At 30.8% G+C, this 17853-nt stretch carries 15 protein-coding genes; 4 read left to right on the top strand and 11 right to left on the bottom strand.

Annotated elements, in window-relative coordinates:
• Window positions 1-28: 28 nt before the first annotated feature.
• From CDOM16189_RS06840 to CDOM16189_RS06820, 5 genes are all read right to left on the bottom strand, one after another.
• Window positions 29-1387: a vWA domain-containing protein gene (locus CDOM16189_RS06840; protein ID WP_169973130.1), complete on the bottom strand. Its 1359-nt coding sequence runs from the start codon at window positions 1385-1387 to the stop codon at window positions 29-31.
• Window positions 1377-2879: an AAA family ATPase gene (locus CDOM16189_RS06835; RefSeq protein ID WP_169973128.1), complete on the bottom strand. Its 1503-nt coding sequence runs from the start codon at window positions 2877-2879 to the stop codon at window positions 1377-1379. The genes CDOM16189_RS06840 and CDOM16189_RS06835 overlap by 11 nt, the downstream gene beginning before the upstream one ends.
• A 69-nt stretch (window positions 2880-2948) precedes the next feature.
• On the bottom strand, window positions 2949-3632 hold the full coding sequence (locus CDOM16189_RS06830) for a sce7726 family protein (protein ID WP_169973126.1): 684 nt from the start codon (window positions 3630-3632) through the stop codon (window positions 2949-2951).
• A gap of 317 nt (window positions 3633-3949) precedes the next feature.
• Window positions 3950-4354, bottom strand: coding sequence for a hypothetical protein (locus tag CDOM16189_RS06825; protein ID WP_169973124.1), 405 nt, complete (start codon window positions 4352-4354; stop codon window positions 3950-3952).
• A gap of 73 nt (window positions 4355-4427) precedes the next feature.
• Window positions 4428-5069, bottom strand: coding sequence for a hypothetical protein (locus CDOM16189_RS06820; protein WP_170000876.1), 642 nt, complete (start codon window positions 5067-5069; stop codon window positions 4428-4430).
• A gap of 108 nt (window positions 5070-5177) precedes the next feature.
• Between CDOM16189_RS06820 and CDOM16189_RS06815 the strand changes: the two genes are divergently transcribed.
• The 4 genes from CDOM16189_RS06815 (at window position 5178) to CDOM16189_RS06800 (ending at window position 7007) form a co-directional block, all read left to right on the top strand.
• Window positions 5178-6047 (top strand): helix-turn-helix transcriptional regulator, encoded by an 870-nt coding sequence (locus tag CDOM16189_RS06815; protein WP_249321608.1) that lies wholly within the window; start codon window positions 5178-5180, stop codon window positions 6045-6047.
• Between the two features lie 60 nt (window positions 6048-6107).
• Window positions 6108-6275 (top strand): hypothetical protein, encoded by a 168-nt coding sequence (locus tag CDOM16189_RS06810; RefSeq protein ID WP_169973120.1) that lies wholly within the window; start codon window positions 6108-6110, stop codon window positions 6273-6275.
• Entirely contained in the window at window positions 6275-6730 is a 456-nt protein-coding gene (locus CDOM16189_RS06805) for a hypothetical protein (protein WP_169973118.1), read from the top strand. The genes CDOM16189_RS06810 and CDOM16189_RS06805 overlap by 1 nt, the downstream gene beginning before the upstream one ends.
• Before the next feature lie 76 nt (window positions 6731-6806).
• A complete protein-coding gene (locus CDOM16189_RS06800; RefSeq protein ID WP_169973116.1) occupies window positions 6807-7007 on the top strand; it encodes a hypothetical protein in 201 nt (66 codons plus the stop codon).
• A 269-nt stretch (window positions 7008-7276) separates the two neighbouring features.
• Here CDOM16189_RS06800 and CDOM16189_RS06795 read toward each other — a convergent pair whose 3' ends face one another.
• The 6 genes from CDOM16189_RS06795 to CDOM16189_RS06770 are packed head-to-tail and all read right to left on the bottom strand — an operon-like array spanning window position 7277 to window position 17529.
• A complete protein-coding gene (locus CDOM16189_RS06795) occupies window positions 7277-7714 on the bottom strand; it encodes a hypothetical protein (protein WP_169973114.1) in 438 nt (145 codons plus the stop codon).
• Window positions 7714-8373 (bottom strand): hypothetical protein, encoded by a 660-nt coding sequence (locus CDOM16189_RS06790; RefSeq protein ID WP_170000875.1) that lies wholly within the window; start codon window positions 8371-8373, stop codon window positions 7714-7716. Before CDOM16189_RS06790 ends, CDOM16189_RS06795 begins: the two co-directional genes overlap by 1 nt.
• A gap of 17 nt (window positions 8374-8390) precedes the next feature.
• Window positions 8391-11324 carry an ATP-binding protein gene (locus CDOM16189_RS06785; RefSeq protein ID WP_169973110.1) on the bottom strand — a complete coding sequence of 978 codons (2934 nt, stop codon included), beginning with the start codon at window positions 11322-11324 and terminating at the stop codon, window positions 8391-8393.
• A complete protein-coding gene (locus CDOM16189_RS09880) occupies window positions 11324-14053 on the bottom strand; it encodes an acetate and sugar kinases/Hsc70/actin family protein (protein ID WP_249321606.1) in 2730 nt (909 codons plus the stop codon). Before CDOM16189_RS09880 ends, CDOM16189_RS06785 begins: the two co-directional genes overlap by 1 nt.
• Window positions 14050-16662: an acetate and sugar kinases/Hsc70/actin family protein gene (locus CDOM16189_RS06775; protein ID WP_249321603.1), complete on the bottom strand. Its 2613-nt coding sequence runs from the start codon at window positions 16660-16662 to the stop codon at window positions 14050-14052. The genes CDOM16189_RS09880 and CDOM16189_RS06775 overlap by 4 nt, the downstream gene beginning before the upstream one ends.
• Window positions 16663-16665: 3 nt before the next feature.
• The gene (locus CDOM16189_RS06770) at window positions 16666-17529 is read right to left on the bottom strand and encodes a hypothetical protein (protein WP_169973108.1); all 864 of its coding nucleotides are present in this window, start codon (window positions 17527-17529) and stop codon (window positions 16666-16668) included.
• Window positions 17530-17853: the final 324 nt, after the last annotated feature.

Below are 17853 nucleotides of genomic sequence, written 5' to 3'. Positions count from 1 at the left end.
TTATTATTTTTATATCTATATAGCCAAATTAAATTAAAGCTGATTTACGATTCTTATTTGTAATCTTTTTTATGCTCTTTTGATTACAATCGTATTGATATAATTCATCAAAAAACGGATCTAAATTTAAATTACTCCCATAGCAATCTACAACTAATCCATAAAATTTGATACCTTTTGGCTTTATTTGATTAATCTCTTCAAACTGCATATCGCTAATTGCAAGAACATCTGAATTTTTAAATTTTGGATTAGACTTTATAATCTCACAAGCTATTTTTATAGCAGGATTTATGTCTGTTCCTCCACCAAACCTATTGCTCAAAAAATTAGTTAATGTTATTAAATTTGCAGGCAAACTAAAATCTAATAACTCGGTATTAATACCAAAATTGATTAAAAAAACATCCCTTTTATTTTTAGTAGCAAGTTTTGAAATAAAAAGTGCTAAGACCTTTGAAATATTTTCAGGTTCACCAAGCATGCTTCCACTTGTATCAATACAAAGTATAATGGGGCCACTTTTCCCGTAATTATTGGATTCAAAACCAACACTATCCTTATGGACAAATCCTTGTTTTTCAAAGCAAAATAGTCTATTCTCAACAAATTTTATATCAAATAAAATTCCAAAATCAGGATCATCAATCAAAGCAAGTTCGCTTGGTAAAGCATTCTCAAAATCATGCCCAAGAGTGACACCGCTAATCTGCTCTTTTACAAATTTATTCAGATTACCCTTATTGGAATAATTTAGCTTTGTTTTTCCATTGCCTGTTTTAAAATTTTTACCAAGCATATCACATAGTGTTTTTATCTCGTTTTGTTTTAACATTTTTATATATTTATCAAGAACTAATTTTTGCTTTTTGCTAAGCGTTTTATTGTTTCCTGCGCCATGCATTTTACTATTTTCTTCTTGTTGTATCTCAAATAATTCAGACGCCAAAGAGCTCAAAGCGGATATATCAGTTTGAACGCATAGCTTCTTAACCTTATTTATATGATTTTGTTTTATGTTTATAAATTCCTTTTCTATGAGCTCGGAATACAACTCTAGTAAGTAGTTTTTATGACTAATCAACCTATCTTTACTTAAGTTATCTGCCACATATAGACTTGAATTAAAATCACTAATGTTATCCTGCATATCTTCAAGCAAAGAATATAGATCTTCATCGCTAAAATCTTCATCGCTTATACTCTGGTATCTTTGCAAATTTTGTTCTAAATGTTTTTCTTCTTTTTGTTTTGATTCTATAATATAATTTACGCAAAACGAATAGTCTTGTAAAATACAATAAATCAACCATTCATCTTTAATAAAATTTAGATTTATATCAAGATCAAATTCTTTATGTTTTTTTATAAAACTCTTACTCAACATAGCTTTTTTCCATCTCTTTTTTTAAATTTATAGTCTGTATTTTTAGACTTTCTAACTCATCTACTAGAGATGATATATTTTGTATAGCAATTAAATTTTCTTTTTTTGATATAAAAATATTAGAGTTTGTAGCAAAGAAATTTTCAACTTCGCTTTTATATCTATTGAGGTTATTGTCAATATTGTTTTTAAGTTCATCTAGTGCATAGATAATATCTCCTAATTCTTCTTTTTTTGGTGGTCTTGGATTTAATGCATAATTTATTCTTGTTGGTATTGTGGAGCTCGAATAATTATAAACTGTAATTTCTTGACTATTTTCATTTTTTATAAATTTATACTTAATGCTTTGGCTTGGAACCAAAACTCCATCTTTCAGCATTAAAGCCGGATTTAGATTTCCACTGTTTAATCCATCCAAATTAGCATAAAATTCACCGTTAATGTTTAGTTTTAAATACGCTTCTTTATCTATTGTTTTAACTCCATCATAGTACTCTTGTCTTTTAAAAACCTCAGCAACACTATCTAAAGTATTTTTATAGCCATCAAAATTTGTAACTTGTGCTATTTTTTTACTAATCGCTTCATCAATAATTTGAGATATAGCTTGTATCTGTGATTCATCTTCCCATAAAGTATGCTTTAGCAATAAAACATCCGATAGTTCAATATTTTGCCTATCATTTGCTACCGCACTTACACGAAGCAACCCCATAATATTTATCCATCGCCTTTCACTTATATCTATTATCTTAATATCATCACTCAATTCAATTTCTGTCTCATCTTGCTTTTGTATATTATTGTTATACTTGGTTATTTTATTTTTTATATTGACTATCACGTCTAAAATTGCAGACCCTATTTTTATGCTTTTAGAATCTTTAATGATTTTGCTTAAAAGTTCTTCGCTAATTTTCAATTCATCAGAAATTTCAATATTCTCATTTGCTCCAAGCGAGGATAACAGTAGCTTAAAATTTGATTTTTTCTCAATCCTTGGTACTACAAGTCGCAAGACAAATCTATCGTAAAGCGCCTCTAATCCCTGACCCTCTTGGGGAAATTCATTACTAGCTGCAACTAGACCTTTTAATGGAACTTTAATCACATCACTGCCATTTGTAAAACGCTTTTCATTGATTATAGTCAAAAGAGAATTAAGGATTGCCGGGCTACTTTTCCAAATTTCATCCAAAAATGCAAAATCAGCATCCGGCAAAAATCCCTTTATTTGACGCTCCAACCTATCTTTTCTAAGCTCACTTAGTTTAAGTGGTCCAAAAATTTCTTCTGGTGTACTAAATCTATTCATTAAATAATCAAAAAACTTATCGCTTGCAAAAGCTTTAGAAACTCTACGGGCTACAAGGCTTTTAGCAGTGCCAGGTGGTCCAAACAAAAAGATACTTTTGCCGGCAATCAAGCTTAAAAGTGTTAGTGAAATCGCCTGCTCTTTTTCAATTAGTCCTTCGTTTAAAATCTCCAAAAGTTTAGAAAATCTCTCTTTGTTTGTCATATTTGGCTCCTTGTTATATTTGTTGCTACTCTTTTATCATCAAATTTTAGTTAAAAACTCTATTTTTCCTTTGCTCATTCTAACCATAGGTTCTATTTTCATTTCTTTTGGGTTTAAATCTCTGTGAGGAAAAAGTTTATAGTATCTTTTTTCTAAAATCAGCTTTCTAATAAGATCACTCTCATCCTTGTAGCGTTGTTTCAGTCTTGCTATTGTCAAATCGGCAATTTGTTGATTAGAAAAGTAGTGAAGTGCAGTCTCTTTGGATTTACTTAAATTTGCAAAACTTCCGGTTTTAAAGCCACGAAAGGCTTTTCTACGCTCAATACTCCACCAATGCTTTAGATAAAACTCAACTTCCATTTGAGAGCTCGTTGCAGGTCTTTGCTCAATAATTTTATTGTCACTAACAACCAAAATACCTACTTGATCCGGAATTTGAAGCTTATTTATAAATTTCTCATCAACTACAACAAAAACCCTATTTGCATATTTTAAATAGTGACTTATTTGATGTTTGAGACGAGCCAAGCTGTCTCTAGCAGACTTTATTTCATATATTGTAATTTCGTTATTTAGTTCAACAATATCAGCCATTGCATTGATTTGCATAAACTCATCTCCGCCAAGACCTATTTCAGGAACTATAACCGAGTTCGGATTTTTACTATATAGGTATTTTATAAGTTTAATTTTTATACCTTTTTCTAATAAAACTTTCAATTGCCAACCTTTTTTATTTTTTTGTTATTTTAATGTGTTAATTTGACAGGCTATGTCATCAAGTAAGATATTTTCGGGATTTATAAAATAAAATTTAGTGTATTGAAAAATATAATGTTTTAAAGTCACACATACTCAAAAGTATAAATAAGATTATGCATTATATGACAATTTAATTGAATAAATTTATTGAATACCGCTTAAAGATATAAAGATTTTATAATTACTGTCTTATTGAGTTAATAAAATAATATAGAGTAGAAACTATATCTTATCCATACTCTATATTATTTGTTTTTAAAAGATATTAAAGTTTTTTATTCTTTAATAATCTTTAATCCATCCAAGAGCATTTTGTTTAAAACATACTCTCTAACATCCTGAAAACCAAGCTGATAGTTTTTATGTCTAGCCTCCATATCTGCAATTTTTGCATCAAGCTCATCAGGACTAAGACTTCTATATTCATGTAGAAGATCACCAACTTTTGCCTTTATATCTTGGCTATCTATAGCTTTTTTTATCTCTTTCAATCTATCAATTATCATAAAAGTTAAAAATTTTTCACTAGGACTAACTGAGCCACTAAAATCACTTACTTTTTTATCAAGAGCCTTTATTTCTTTATTTATATGCTCTATATCAAACTCTTTGTAGTTATTCATTATTTCACAAAGTTTTTTACTTGCTTCTTCGATACTTTCGGTTTCAAATCTTAACATCGCCATACTACCTTTCTATTAAATATTAATTTATGTTCGATATCCAAAAAATATATTCAATCACAATATTGCTTTAGCCAATTATCTCTTTTACTCCCAAAACCTTAAGTCTATAACTATCCGCACTAGCTAAAAGCTTTTTGTGTATATCTTTTAGATCTTTAAACTTGTTATTTATGCCGGTTAAATAGCTTTTATTATTTAGACTTACTGAAAAATTATGAGTTGATATTAATGACTGAATCTTTAAAACACTCCATGCAATCTCTCTTGATATTTTAAGTAGATTACTTTTATCAAAATTTGCATCTATTTCGTCGATTTGGTTTTTAATATTTTGATAATTAGATCCATCACCTCCACTATCTTTTAAAAATTTATTGTAAATTTTATTAAGCCTATTTGGTAGATATAATGCATCTACGGCTTCTGAAAAATCATTTATATGATCTATTATATCCTCATCTATATCCTCATACTCATCAAACCCCATAAGGCTTTTAACCTTATATAGAGTTTTGCAGGCAACATCTCCAAAAACTCCAAATTTATCTTTATACATCATCTCATCAATCTCTAGCTCATCTTCACTAGGCTCTACCTTCGTAAGAGATAGATCATTTAGTCTCTGTGTATATTTTCTTACAAACTCACCCATATCCTCTTGCTTGGCTATATAAATAGCCTTGTTAAGCTCGGCTACTAATGCTTTCATGTCCATGTTAATCTCCTTAAATATTTTATGAAATTATGCACTAGCTTATTGACAGGGCGTGTCATAAATTTTTAAAATTTGATAAAATTACAAAAAAAGGAGAATATCTTGAAAAACCAATACGACAAACTCCAAGTAAGACTAGCTCATATAATAATGAAACTCAACAATTCCGACACTTTTACACTTAAAGATCTAATGGATGAGTTTGGCATATCTGAAAGAACAGCAAGAAGAGACATGGAAAGACTTAGTCTTTTGCCCATAGAAAAAGAAAACGGATCATATTTTATAGACCCTTGCGTACTTGGCAACTTAAGCTTTAAAGATATACAAAAGTTTGCTACTCTTTGTGGCATCAAATCCATGTTTCCATCCCTTGAAAATAGTTTTATAGCGGAGCTGTTAAATGAAAAAATAAATCAAGCCTACTTAATAAAACATCAAGGCTTTCAAAATTCTCAAAACGATAAAAAGAAATTTGAAGAACTGAGCGCTATGATAGTAGCCAATAAACAGATAAAGTGTAAATATAATGATAAGGATAGGGTTTTAAATCCCTATAAGCTTATTAATAATAACGGCATATGGTATTTACTGGCTGATGATAACGGTAAGCTTAAAAATTTTACACTTGAAAAGATTAGCAATTTAAAGATAACCGACAATAGCTTTGAGCCAAATTGTGAATTTGTAGAAAAAATCAAAGCAAATAATACAAATTGGTTCTCCAATGAGTCTATCGAAGTTACCTTAGAGATTAAGCCTGAAGCTGCCAAATACTTCTTACGCAAAGAGATACTTCCAAACAAAAACATCATCTCTCAAACACAAAACAGTTTGATAATATCAACAAATGTGTCTTATGATGATGAGATTTTAAGAGTAGTTAAGTATTGGATACCATTTATAAAGATAGTGTCTCCTGTATATTTACATGAAAAACTAGTAAAAATTTTAAAAGATTATATATCCTGACACAACCTGTCAGAAGGAGATGTTAAATTTTCATCTAAAATTACATTTGAAAGGATGAAAATGCTTGGACGTATATTTACAGGAGCTCTGCTTATAGCTGTAGGCTATGGAATAGGAAGATATGTTGCAGAAGGTGAGTTTGAGGACTTTGATATCTTTGGTGATGAAGATAAAGGATCAAAGGTGTCTATACTAGAGGAAGATGACGAAATCATAGAGAACTCATAATGCTTAGATATGCTATTGGTGCTATCTCTATTATTGCTACAGGATATGGACTTAAAAAGTATCTTGAAAATAATAGCAAAATAGATTTAGATATCAATAATATGGATAATACTCTAAAAAATAGTAATAATATCAGTGATGATGCGAAGTATCAATTCGCATCATCACTAAAAGACTTAGAAGAAGCACTTGATGAGATATACAACCTTCCTGCAAAGATTTATACTATACCACAAAAAGAAGAGCTAATAAATATAATAGACTCGAAACTAAAAACTATAGAGTGCAAAGATTTGATGTTTGAATTAAAACTATTAAAAGAAAATTTAGATCTAATGCTCAACAAGCTTGATGAGATAATTGTAAAATCAAACAACTACTGCTCTTATAGCATAGAAGAGCAAGCTTTCGTTTTAGATTTAATATTTTTTAAAAATAGTTGGGTAAAAGCCTAAATACGATAAATAACTACTGGATTTTATTGATTAATATCTACAAATAACTATATAATTGTAAACCAAAGGAGCTACAATGATAAGACCAAAACCGTTTAAAAAGGTATGCGAACGATGCGGATGGAGCAAGGTTTATTATCCTAAAAGTGATGTGGTTGATGTAAGCTGGGGACTGGAGTCAAAATGCCCAAAGTGTGGCAGTGATAAGTTAAGTAAAACAAATGATATAGTCGGCGTTCAATCAATAATATCAAGTATAAAAGGTGTGTTTAGGTAAAAAAAAAGGGGGGGTGCGATGAAGTCGAAGGTTTAAGCACTAGCCTAAACCTTATTCAGCTTTATATTGGCTTAACAAAAGCCAAACTTGCGCTTTATGATGTTAAAAATATCATCAAATCAAAGCTAAGTAAATTGTCAAACGGCAATAGTTTTTTAGATCTTCACATAGATGAAAATTTAAGGAAGATATTAAATGAATTTTGAAAAATTGAAAAGTATTTAATAAAAGAAAATAATATTTGAGAGAATTTCCTCTCAAATATTATCTTATCTTGACTCATATTCTTTGGTTTTTATTTTAAAATAGCTTACTAAATCGTCACACTCTTTATCCGATAAAACCTCAATATCCTGTTTTTTGGGTTCATAAATATTATCGCTAAACCCATCCGGGTATGAAATTAACTTTAACTTTTCAGGCACACCGCCTTTAAAAAAGTCTTTGACATTTTCATTGGTTAACTCAAAACTATCCTTTATATTTATATCTTCAGGGATTAAAAAATCACTCTTATCAGTTAAAATAACAAAGGCGCAATGATTATTCTCTTTAATTTCGGTCTTTTTCCTAAACCAAACCCAAAAACTTTCATCATCAAATTTTTGCCAAAATTCACCGTTATTCTTTAGTTTTTCAAATTTACCTTTTTTAAACTCACAAACAGAAATTTTATCCTTTTCTAGAGTTATTATAAACTCATACATTAATTACTCCCCTCCATATTAATAACTTTCTGGCAAATTTCCTTTTCACTCATTTCAGGATTTAGCTCTTTATATATATCATTCAATCTATCTGATATAAAAATTTTATCTTTTGCACTTTCTAAATTTCCGTCAATGTATCCGGCAAGCCTATCGGTATCGGAACTACTTTTAAAAACTTCTAAGTGTTTATCCAAAGCTAAATTTTGACTCTCCAGACTTCCTCCAAATTTAGATACACTTACCATTATATGCGGATCAATACTCTCAACACCTTTATTTTCAGCTATCCCTTTTAGTGCGACCGCAGAACCGATTGAAAGATAAGCCAATTTTTCCGCATCGTTTGCATTTTCTAGCTTTTCTTTATCAACCTCTATGCTTTGTATATGCTTCATATAGTCTTTATAGCTTTGAAAATCCTCAGGACTTTTATCTGAATGCGTTGCCTGATAGCCTAGCTCCTTAGGATCCGTTTCGTTTCCTATAATTCCTAAAGCCTTTGCTATATCTACAATAGTAGAAACAACTTCCAATGCCTTTGATATATACGGCGCAAGAGTAGTAGCGGCAGTTGCTATTGCCCCGCCTATAGTACTCGCACAACTACTTATAAAACTACAAGCAGCACTTACGGCTGTAGTTAAAAGACCAAACATATTTTATCCTTTCAAATTTAATTAATTGACATATAAAAAGGTTGTTTATTTTCAAATTCAACCATTTCATCGTCTCCATTATAGACCTTATCTAAAATAAGATCAACGCACTCTCTTACCTCTTTTGAAAATTCTGAGTTTTTGTAGAATTTCCTGATAATATATTGGCTCAGATACTCCATATTACTTGGTACATGATTAGCTTTTATAAATTTTCTTAATTCAATAAGCTTAATGTGATCTTTTTTTAAAGCATCCCTCCATTTGATTTCAAATTCATAAAAATTATATCTCAAAGCCTCCTTAATCATTTTATCATCAAGATCGTTTTCAAACTCCAATGACGGCAAAACTCCGCTCTTGGATATAGTTTTATAAAACTCCCTTGCTCTTTTTATAATAATCTCTTCGTCTACGCCACTCCCGCTAGTGTTTGTTTGAGGTTTTATTTGAACCTGAATAGGTCTTATAAAATCCGGATTTGAAACAATGGCGCGTCCTGTTTCCAAATTAGATAAGAAATTTTTTTGCTCATCCTCCAAAGCCATAGTATTTCCTATGGCTTCCTTATCATCTTGTGCAAAAATTCTATGCACTATCTTTGTATTTGTATTTTTTAACACTTCAGGCGTTAGTGTATTTGGAATTTGATCAACTATCACTAAAGACTCTCCGTATTTTCTAACTTCTGCAAGCATATCGGAAAAACTTTGAACTCCTAATTTTTTATTCGGACTATCTCCCGGAGTAAATTTACTAAGTAGCCTATGTGCCTCTTCTATTAGAGTAATATGCCTAAATTGCTTACCTTTGTCTTTGTATTCTTTGTGCTTAATTTTTAAGGCTTCATTTATATTAATCAAAATAAAGCCCATAATTAACGATTTTTCATTGCCGTTTTTAATGTCCTCAAGCTCCAAAACGACATTCTTATCAAGAAGATCCACAAAATTTATTCCTCTTTCATTATTTAGAGTATAAGATTTTGCACCGACTAAGAGTCCTTGAAGTCTTGCATTTATTGAGCCTATATAATCTCTTTTTAGTCTTTCATCAAATCCTTGTTTATCAACAACACTTTTGGTCTTTGCATACAAATCACTTAAAGTTGGAAAAGCAAAAACTCCATCGGCAAACGGATTTTCAAATTTGCTATTTGTGCTGCTTGTAATATCCCATCCGTAATCCTTATAGCATTCATACAAGGCTGTTTCTATTATTTGAGGAATGGCTGCTTCCATATCAAAAGAAGCCTCTATATTTGCCCTTATCATATCTACTCTTGAAGAAATGCTCTCATGCGGAAAAAACTCAAACGGATTCATTTTAAAAGGAGCTACTTTATTATTGCCTAGAGTAAAAATAATCAAATTCTTGCTAAATTCGCTATCTTCAAGCATCGCTCTATACTCTGTCTTGGCAGGTTCTATAACTAAAAATGGTAAATTTGCCGATTTTAATATACTTTGGCAAGTTGTAGTTTTACCACTGCCTGTAACTCCGGCTATAAAAATATGTTTATCTAGCCAAGCCTTATCAATACAAACTTTTTTATTCTCTAGCTCGTTTCCGCTTTGTATCATATTACCAAGCTCAAATTTCTCATAACTTGAGTTTTTTATATCTTTAAAATTTAAACCAAATTCAACCTCTTCTCTTAAAGACAGTCCAACAACCTCTTTTTTAGGCAAAGTGGCTATAACGCTCAGTTCGCTTGTAGAAAGCCAATTAGACTGAGTTTTTAAGTCCATAGATGATATGATTCTTGCAGGATAGTTTGTCTTAACTTTTGGAATTTGAAAATTTTTAATCGCCTCTATCTCATTGCTTTTCTCATCTAAAAACTTAAAATCAAGAGGAGCTTTATTGTTTTCATCTCCCGAAAAAATAGATTTTATAGCACGACCAAGTTTGGTTAAGTTTCCGGAGTTTTCATTTGACATTAGATATATGCAAGATTTAAAAAGTCCTCTGTTTTTACCGTAATTTAGCCTTTTAATTAATACTTCATCAAGATATTTTAGCCACTCGCTAGCAAATTTATTTGTAGTTTCAAAACTTAAATTTTTACCCGAATTTTTAGATTGTGAATCTCCTTTAGTATCTGACTGATTTGTTGTTTTACTATTTGAAGTACCTGTTGTTGTTGTATTGCTTTTATTCTGGTTTGTGCTTCCTGACTCCGATGCTTCACCGTCACCGCTACTCCATCCTGAACTAGAACCTTTTGAGCTAACCTTTGCCTCTGAATAACTGCTTCCTTCTGTAAAAGAGCTTCCTTGAGTATGAGATGATGTTCTAGTGTCTGTTTCGCCTTCTGTGTGCTGAATTGATTGTTTTGCGATTGGAGATAGAACATTATGCAAATTGAAAATATCCATTTCTATTTGACTTATCTCATCTTTTGATATCGGTTTTGAAAGTATCATAAGACCAAATTCATCACCATTCATAATATCAATCAGCCTATCAATTCCTTGAAAATTTTCTTTATCCTTATGAACGCTAGGCACTCCGGTTACCTTGCCAAATACACTCATATTTCTGACTTTTGAAACAAGCTCGTCTTTATTTTCTACTTTAAAAACCTTACTTCCTCTAAAATTTCCTTCAATACTAGGCTTTAAAACTCTGTCGGCGATATCGTCTATATCAAGCTCAAGCTCTCCATCGTAGCTTGTATCTTTTGCAATACCGGAATAAAACGAAACTCCATCTTTATCTCCGATTATAAGATAAACAAAGATAATACCTTGTATGCCTATGGTGCTAATAACATTTTCAAAAGCCTCTCTTCTTGGACTATCATCTTCAAAAGTAAGCTCTTTGATATGATAAAAGTTAATACCTCTTAAATCTAAATAATCGGCTTCTTGCAAAGGTAAAATTTGCTCGCCGACACCGCTATAACCCTTTACCAAACTTACATACAAATTATCTTTTTGTAGCATTAGATACTTCCTTTTTTTATCTCTGTTTTATAAACTTCATTTTTTATACCGTCATCATCAGATACCACATACTCAAATTCACTAGGGCTAATTAATCTTATATAAACATTACATCCATCATCTTTAAATCCGGTTTCAAGAGCTAGTTTTTTTATAGATCCGCTATTTTCATCTATATTCATCTTGTTTGTGGTTGCGGATGCTAAAGTTGTGTAAAATATCTCAAATTTACTCTCGCCCGCATTTATAAATTTCACCCACTCATTATATTTTTGATTTCTATATATAACTGTTTGAAAGCATCTTTTCCTAATTCTTCCCAAATAGTATTTGAAATTTATATCTACATCGTCTACATTGCGATCAATTACTTGAATCCTACCTCCCTTTCTTGACCTAATAAGCCCAAAAGCTACTCCGGTTTTACCGTTTGGACTCTCTATATCATCATTGTTTTCTCCAAGAGGTCTAAAAAGCTTAAATTCACATATCATAGAAACCTTTTCTAGCATATCTTGCTTCTCTTTCTCTATTCTTTCGTTAAAAAGTTTTGTTACAAATGCCGACTTGCTAGAATTCCCTGCTAAAAATATATTAAACTCATTTATTTTTAGTATCTCTTTGCTATTTGCTTCATAATTTACGATAGCTTTTCTTAACTCGTTAAAAAAACTATCAACACCTAACTTAATTCTGTTTTCTAGCGTTGATAAAATTTCATTTTTGTCAATATTGAGCTCAAAGCCAGGTATATTTTCTCCTCTTGAGTTAAATAGATTTATTGACAAAACTCCGCTATCATAGCTTTCATCATCCATGCCTTCCCAGAGAGGTCGCAATTTTTCCATTAGCTCTTTTGTATTTCTTTTTGCTTCTTGTGAATTTTGAAGTAGTATCTCACTTCCGGGAAATTTTTCACATTCATCAGGCTTTATAAAAGGTATTTTCGCTTCAAGCAGCTTATCTTTATTTGATTTAAACACTTCAAAGCTAATTAACTCCAGTAAATTCTCTCCTCCCAAATACATATCACCACCTGCACCAAAGTGCTCTATGCAGTAGTCATATCTATCGGTATCAAGCTCCTTATAAACACCAAAGTCAAAATCTGTCGTTCCTCCGCCAAAATCAAATACACCGTAATAAACCCTCTCGTCACCAACAGGATCGAACCCATATTCTTCCAAAGCCATAACGGCATAAGCCGCCGGTTCGCTAGCACCCTCTATAACATTTAGCCTGTCTAAAATTTCTGCTCGCTGAAGCGAATTTGGTAAAGACTTTATAATACCTTTTTTAAAACTAGATAAAATAATCTGCCTTACCTTTACTTCATAAGTAACAGGAAAAGATAGTATATAGTCTAAAAATATTCCATTATGTTGATTATTTATATAAAGCCCCAGATAATAAGCGTAAATTTCAATAGGATTTATATCATTATCGCCCAATTCCAGGCTTCCTTTTATTTCAAATTCAGCCCTCTTTTTATCAAAAATTTTAAGCTTTCTATCCTTTGCCCCCGCCCACTGTTTTAGCTCCATTAAATAAGAGTTAAAGTCGCTAGAAGCGGCATTTTTTAGAGAATTTTCAGCCGTGTGTGAGATATTTACATCTCTCCATTTTGTATATGGTCTTCCTTGTTTGGCTCTGTAATCCTTAATAAAATTACCAAAATTTTCAAAGCTGATTATGGTAGGATTTTCAAAATGGCTCTTTTCTACTTTTTTGCTCAGATCTCCTACGCCGATCCTCATTGGATTTATTTTTACAGTATCTTCTTGATATACCACAACCGTACTTTTTGTGCCAAAATCTATACCTATAACCCCATTTTTAATGCTACTCTCAGGATTTCTAGCAGTCAAAGAGCTTTCAAATGGTATAAAAATCATATTTTTATCGCTATCTTGATCAATCTCCCAAAGCTCCCAAAGCCCTCTATTGACATCGCTTAACACCTTTTCATCATACTCTTTTATATCGGCTCTTATTTTATCTTCGTTCAAAAGATAGCTTAGATAATCTTTACCGATTTCTAGCTTCGTTTCATCGGATATGATAAATTTATTATCTTTGAATTTAAACCCTTGCAAAATTTTATAATCAGGCTCGTTAGCCAGCTCTTTTATCTCTAAATTTGATTTAAAACAGAGACTAAAAATGTCTTTCGGAGAAAATTTTTCAGCAGGAATTATCTCCATATCCCAACAACGGCAATTGTCTGAAGAGCTGATATATTCAAAATTTACAAACGATCCATACTTGTAATAACCACGGGCACTATTATGCCTCGATACAATTAATTGCCTTGCTATTTTTTTGTTATCATTTCTTAAAACCGGCAAATTATCATATATAGCCTTGATGCATTTTTCTAAAACTTCGTATTCAAATTCTATATCAAAATACTCATCGCCTATATAATCTCTAACAACATTATAAATTTCATCATACTCTTCGCCTTCCCTTTTATGTATAAAAATAAAAATATTATCTTCAGGCATAAAAAACGATCTATTTCCTATGCTGATAAGACTATCGGAACTTACAAGTTCATTAAATTTATTATACAAATTCTCTATATTTTTTAGAAACATATAATTTAAATTATTAGAAGATTCTTTATTGTCAGTATTTATAAACTTTTGCCAACTCAAATTAATATCAGCCTCCAGCATTTCTCTTGAGACTTTTAGTCCTTTGATTTGCTTTGTAACCTCACTCATAAAACCACCTTTGTTATTTCTGTTTTATAAATTTCATCTTTGATACTATCATCATCCGATACCACAAATTCAAACTCATTAGGGCTAGCTAATCTTAGATATATAAAACTATCTTTATCGGCTAAGCCTGAGTTTAATATCTTTTTACTTATACCGCTATCATCGATACTAACATTATTTGTGCTAACAGATCCTTGGGTAGTATAATAAACCTCAAATTCACTCTCGCAAGCATCTATAAATTTAATCCACTCTCCGTAATTTTGCTTTCTATCTATAACCGTTAAAAATTTTCTTTTCTTCATTCTGCCTATGTAATATTTAAAATTAATATCCTGACTTATATTTCTATCAATTACATGAATATTTCCTCCCTTGCGCGAGCGTATAAGTCCAAAAGCAACTCCGGTTTTGCCGTTTGGCTTTTCTAGGTCATTGCTATTTTCGCCTATAGGTCGATATAGTTTGAGTTCAAATTTAAAGTTTTTTTCCATCATGGCTTCTGTTTCTTGTTTTATTCTTTCTTTAAATAGCTCATCTACAAACGCCGATTTACTTGAATTTCCTGCCAAAAATATATGAAATTCATTTATTTGTCTGCTATCTTGAGGGTCTAAATTCTTAGCCGTAGCGAGTCTAAATTCCTCAAAGAAATTATCGACCCCTTTTTTGATTCTATCTTTGATGAGTTGTAAAATCTCTTTTTTATCTATTGCTAGAGAAATTCCTGGTATATCTTCCCCGTTAGAACTAAATAAATTTAAAGATATACTTCCATCCTCTGCAAATTCATTATCCTTTGCCTCCCAGAGCGGTCTGAGTTTTTCCATTAAAGTTTTTGTATTTATTCTTGCCTCTTGTGAATCGCTAATCAAAATTTCGCTTCCTGGAAATTTTTGTGCCTCTTGGTATAAAGTAAATGGGATTTTATTTTCAAGCATTAAATTTATGTTTTTCTTAAAAACCTCAAAACTTGCCAGTTCCAGTAAATTTTCTCCCCCCAAATACCTATCTCCGCCGGCTCCAAAGTGTTCTAAAATATAATCATATCTAGTATTAGCATCAGCCTCTTTATAAATACCAAAGTCAAAATCTGTCGTTCCTCCGCCAAAATCAAACACACCGTAATAAACTCTCTCATCATTAACAGGATCAAATCCATACTCTTCTAAGGCCATAATAGCATAAGCCGCCGGTTCACTAGCACCGGCTCTAACGTTTAGCCTATCTAAAATTTCGGCTCGTTGAAGCGAATTTGGCAAAGACTTTATAATACCTTTTTTAAAACTTGACAAAATCATATCTCTTACATCAAGCTCATAAGTAACCGGAAAAGACAAGGAGTAATTTAGAAAAATTCCGTTATGTTGATTATTTATATAAAGCCCTAAATAGTATGCGTAAATTTCGATAGGATTTATATCATTTTCTTTTATATTTACGCTATTTGGGATTTCAAACTGCACGCCTTTTTTATCAAAAATTTTTATTTGTTTATTGCGTTTTCCCGCCCATTGTTTAAGATCGGATAGATAAGAGTTGTATTCGCTTGACGCACTTGCAAGAAGTGAGCTATAAGCCGTATGAGAGATATTAACATCACTCCATTTTGTAGGAGGCTTGCCCTCTTTAGACCTATAATCCTTGATAAATTGACTCAAATCGTTAAAATTGATTATGGTCGGATTTTCATAGTGTAATTTTTCTACTTTTTTACCCAAGTCACCTATACCAACTCGCATAGGATGTATTTTAGCACTCTCGCCCTGATATACGACTACCGTGCTTTTGGTTCCAAAGTCGATACCTACAATACCGTTTTTTATGTTACTCTCAGGATTTCTTGCTATCAAAGGATTCTTTAATTTTATAAAAAGCGTATTTTTATCGCTCTCATCATCAATATCCCAAAGCTCCCAAAGCCCACGGTTTATGTCTGTTAATATCTTTTCATCATACTCTTTTATATCTGCCCTTACTTTATCCTCATATAAAAATTGTCTTACATATCGGCTATCGTAATACAATTCTGGATTTTTTGATAATACAAATTTTTTATTTTCAAATTTAAAACTTTTCAACATCTTGTATTCGGTGCTGTCTTTAAAGTCATCTATATTTAAATTTAATTGAAAAAAACTAGCAAAAACTTTGTAAAATTCCTCATTTATTGTTACATAAATTCCTCTATAGGGGTGATTCGAGTTTTTTCTATAAACTCTTTCCACTTGTGTAATATTAAAATACTCTTTGAGCAATTCAAGGAAATACATATTTGTAAAAGTCATATTTTTGGTTATACCATATGCAACTCTATCTATTTTTCCATCAATTAGATATCCTATATGCTCGATCTCTTTATTTGAAGAACAAACGAAACAAAATTTTTTTTCTGTTGGAAAACACAAGATATCTGGCGCAATCAAAAAATTATTTTTAGATTTAAACTTAATGTATAAATTAAAAATATGCTTAGTAAAAATATTATTTGAATTTTTAAAATTAGAATTATCGTTTTTTAAAAATTCTTTCCAACTACTATTTATATCACTTTCCAACTTATCTTTTGAAATTTTAATTTGATGAATTTGTTTTGTATCTAAACTCATTTTTTATCCTAACTTTACTATTGATTGTCTTTTAGTATCTTTTGTGTTGATATTTACTATTCCGCGCAAAATAATACTTGTAATTTTACCGCTATGATCTATACTTGAATTATGCCTCATATACTTTGTGGCATCAAATTCATCTCCTACTTCTACGCTGTCAAGCTCATAAATTCTACCGCTTGCTTCTTTGTAATACTCAAAAAGAGAGTAAAAAATCTCTATAAGCTTCTTTGTTTCGTCGTCTTGCCCTTCTCTCAAGCTACTACTAAGATAATCCCATAGATTTTCTATATTTTTTGGTTGAACCCCCACGGCTATAAAAGTAGCTATACTATCGCCTCTTAAAATATTTTTTAGTTTTTCTCTCTTTTGTTCCGATAAACTTAAAAATTTATCATAAGCACTAAAGTCGCTCTTAAATTTATCAAGTTCTTTCTGGCTTTCGCGTGATTTTTCCTCTAAATTTTTATTTTTAGTATTGCTTTGTTCCAGTTTGTTTTTAAGAATTTCTTTTTCTTTGTTGCTTTCTTGTAAGTCAATTTCAAGCTTATCGTTTTTCTTTATATTTTGATCCAATTTTGATTTTAAGTCAGAATTTTGATCCCTAACTTTATCTAGCTGACTCTTATATTCTCTCTCCTGCTCTGCAAGTCTCAAATTTTCTGCTGATAGTTTTTCTTTCTTTCCCTCAATATCTTTCAACTTTTTTAAAAGTGTATTTTCATCAAAATTTTCATCTGCAAGACCAAAAATCTTTTTAAGCAAATGTTTAATTCTCTCTATAAAATTACTCTCTATTTTCTCTCTCACTTCTTTATCCTCCAACAAATTTATTAGTTTTTCTTTAAATTCTTTATCATTCATTAAAAGCTCCTTGTTGCATTGTAATTAATTTTTTATTAAATGATTGTATCTTTTTTAAAATATATATGACTTTAAAAATATTAAAATTTACTATGCTTTATGAGCAAAAGTATCAAAACTTAATATTATTCTTATAAAAAGCCTGCATTGGCAATAAAAATAATAAAACTCATTAAAATCTCAGTAGAAAATTATAATTAGCCACTATTTACAAAATCGCCAATCGACCTACAAGTATTTTAATATAGATTTTAGACAGGTTGTGTCATTTTTAGTTAAGTCATCGTAAATTTCTAATTATGCTTGCAAACCTTAAAATATTTT

The sequence above is a fragment of the Campylobacter sp. RM16189 genome (genome assembly GCF_012978815.1).
Taxonomy (GTDB): Bacteria; Campylobacterota; Campylobacteria; order Campylobacterales; family Campylobacteraceae; genus Campylobacter_A.
This window is presented reverse-complemented; position numbering and strand designations above follow the sequence as displayed.

Excerpts from the sequence above, each read along its gene's own strand:
- CDOM16189_RS06840 (WP_169973130.1), bottom strand. The coding sequence starts at position 1,387 with ATGTTGAGTAAGAGTTTTATAAAAAAACATAAAGAATTTGATCTTGAT.
- CDOM16189_RS06825 (WP_169973124.1), bottom strand. The coding sequence starts at position 4,354 with ATGTTAAGATTTGAAACCGAAAGTATCGAAGAAGCAAGTAAAAAACTT.
- CDOM16189_RS06820 (WP_170000876.1), bottom strand. The coding sequence starts at position 5,069 with ATGAAAGCATTAGTAGCCGAGCTTAACAAGGCTATTTATATAGCCAAG.
- CDOM16189_RS06810 (WP_169973120.1), top strand. The coding sequence starts at position 6,108 with ATGCTTGGACGTATATTTACAGGAGCTCTGCTTATAGCTGTAGGCTAT.
- CDOM16189_RS06805 (WP_169973118.1), top strand. The coding sequence starts at position 6,275 with ATGCTTAGATATGCTATTGGTGCTATCTCTATTATTGCTACAGGATAT.
- CDOM16189_RS06800 (WP_169973116.1), top strand. The coding sequence starts at position 6,807 with ATGATAAGACCAAAACCGTTTAAAAAGGTATGCGAACGATGCGGATGG.
- CDOM16189_RS06795 (WP_169973114.1), bottom strand. The coding sequence starts at position 7,714 with ATGTATGAGTTTATAATAACTCTAGAAAAGGATAAAATTTCTGTTTGT.
- CDOM16189_RS06790 (WP_170000875.1), bottom strand. The coding sequence starts at position 8,373 with ATGTTTGGTCTTTTAACTACAGCCGTAAGTGCTGCTTGTAGTTTTATA.
- CDOM16189_RS06785 (WP_169973110.1), bottom strand. The coding sequence starts at position 11,324 with ATGCTACAAAAAGATAATTTGTATGTAAGTTTGGTAAAGGGTTATAGC.
- CDOM16189_RS09880 (WP_249321606.1), bottom strand. The coding sequence starts at position 14,053 with ATGAGTGAGGTTACAAAGCAAATCAAAGGACTAAAAGTCTCAAGAGAA.
- CDOM16189_RS06775 (WP_249321603.1), bottom strand. The coding sequence starts at position 16,662 with ATGAGTTTAGATACAAAACAAATTCATCAAATTAAAATTTCAAAAGAT.
- CDOM16189_RS06770 (WP_169973108.1), bottom strand. The coding sequence starts at position 17,529 with ATGAATGATAAAGAATTTAAAGAAAAACTAATAAATTTGTTGGAGGAT.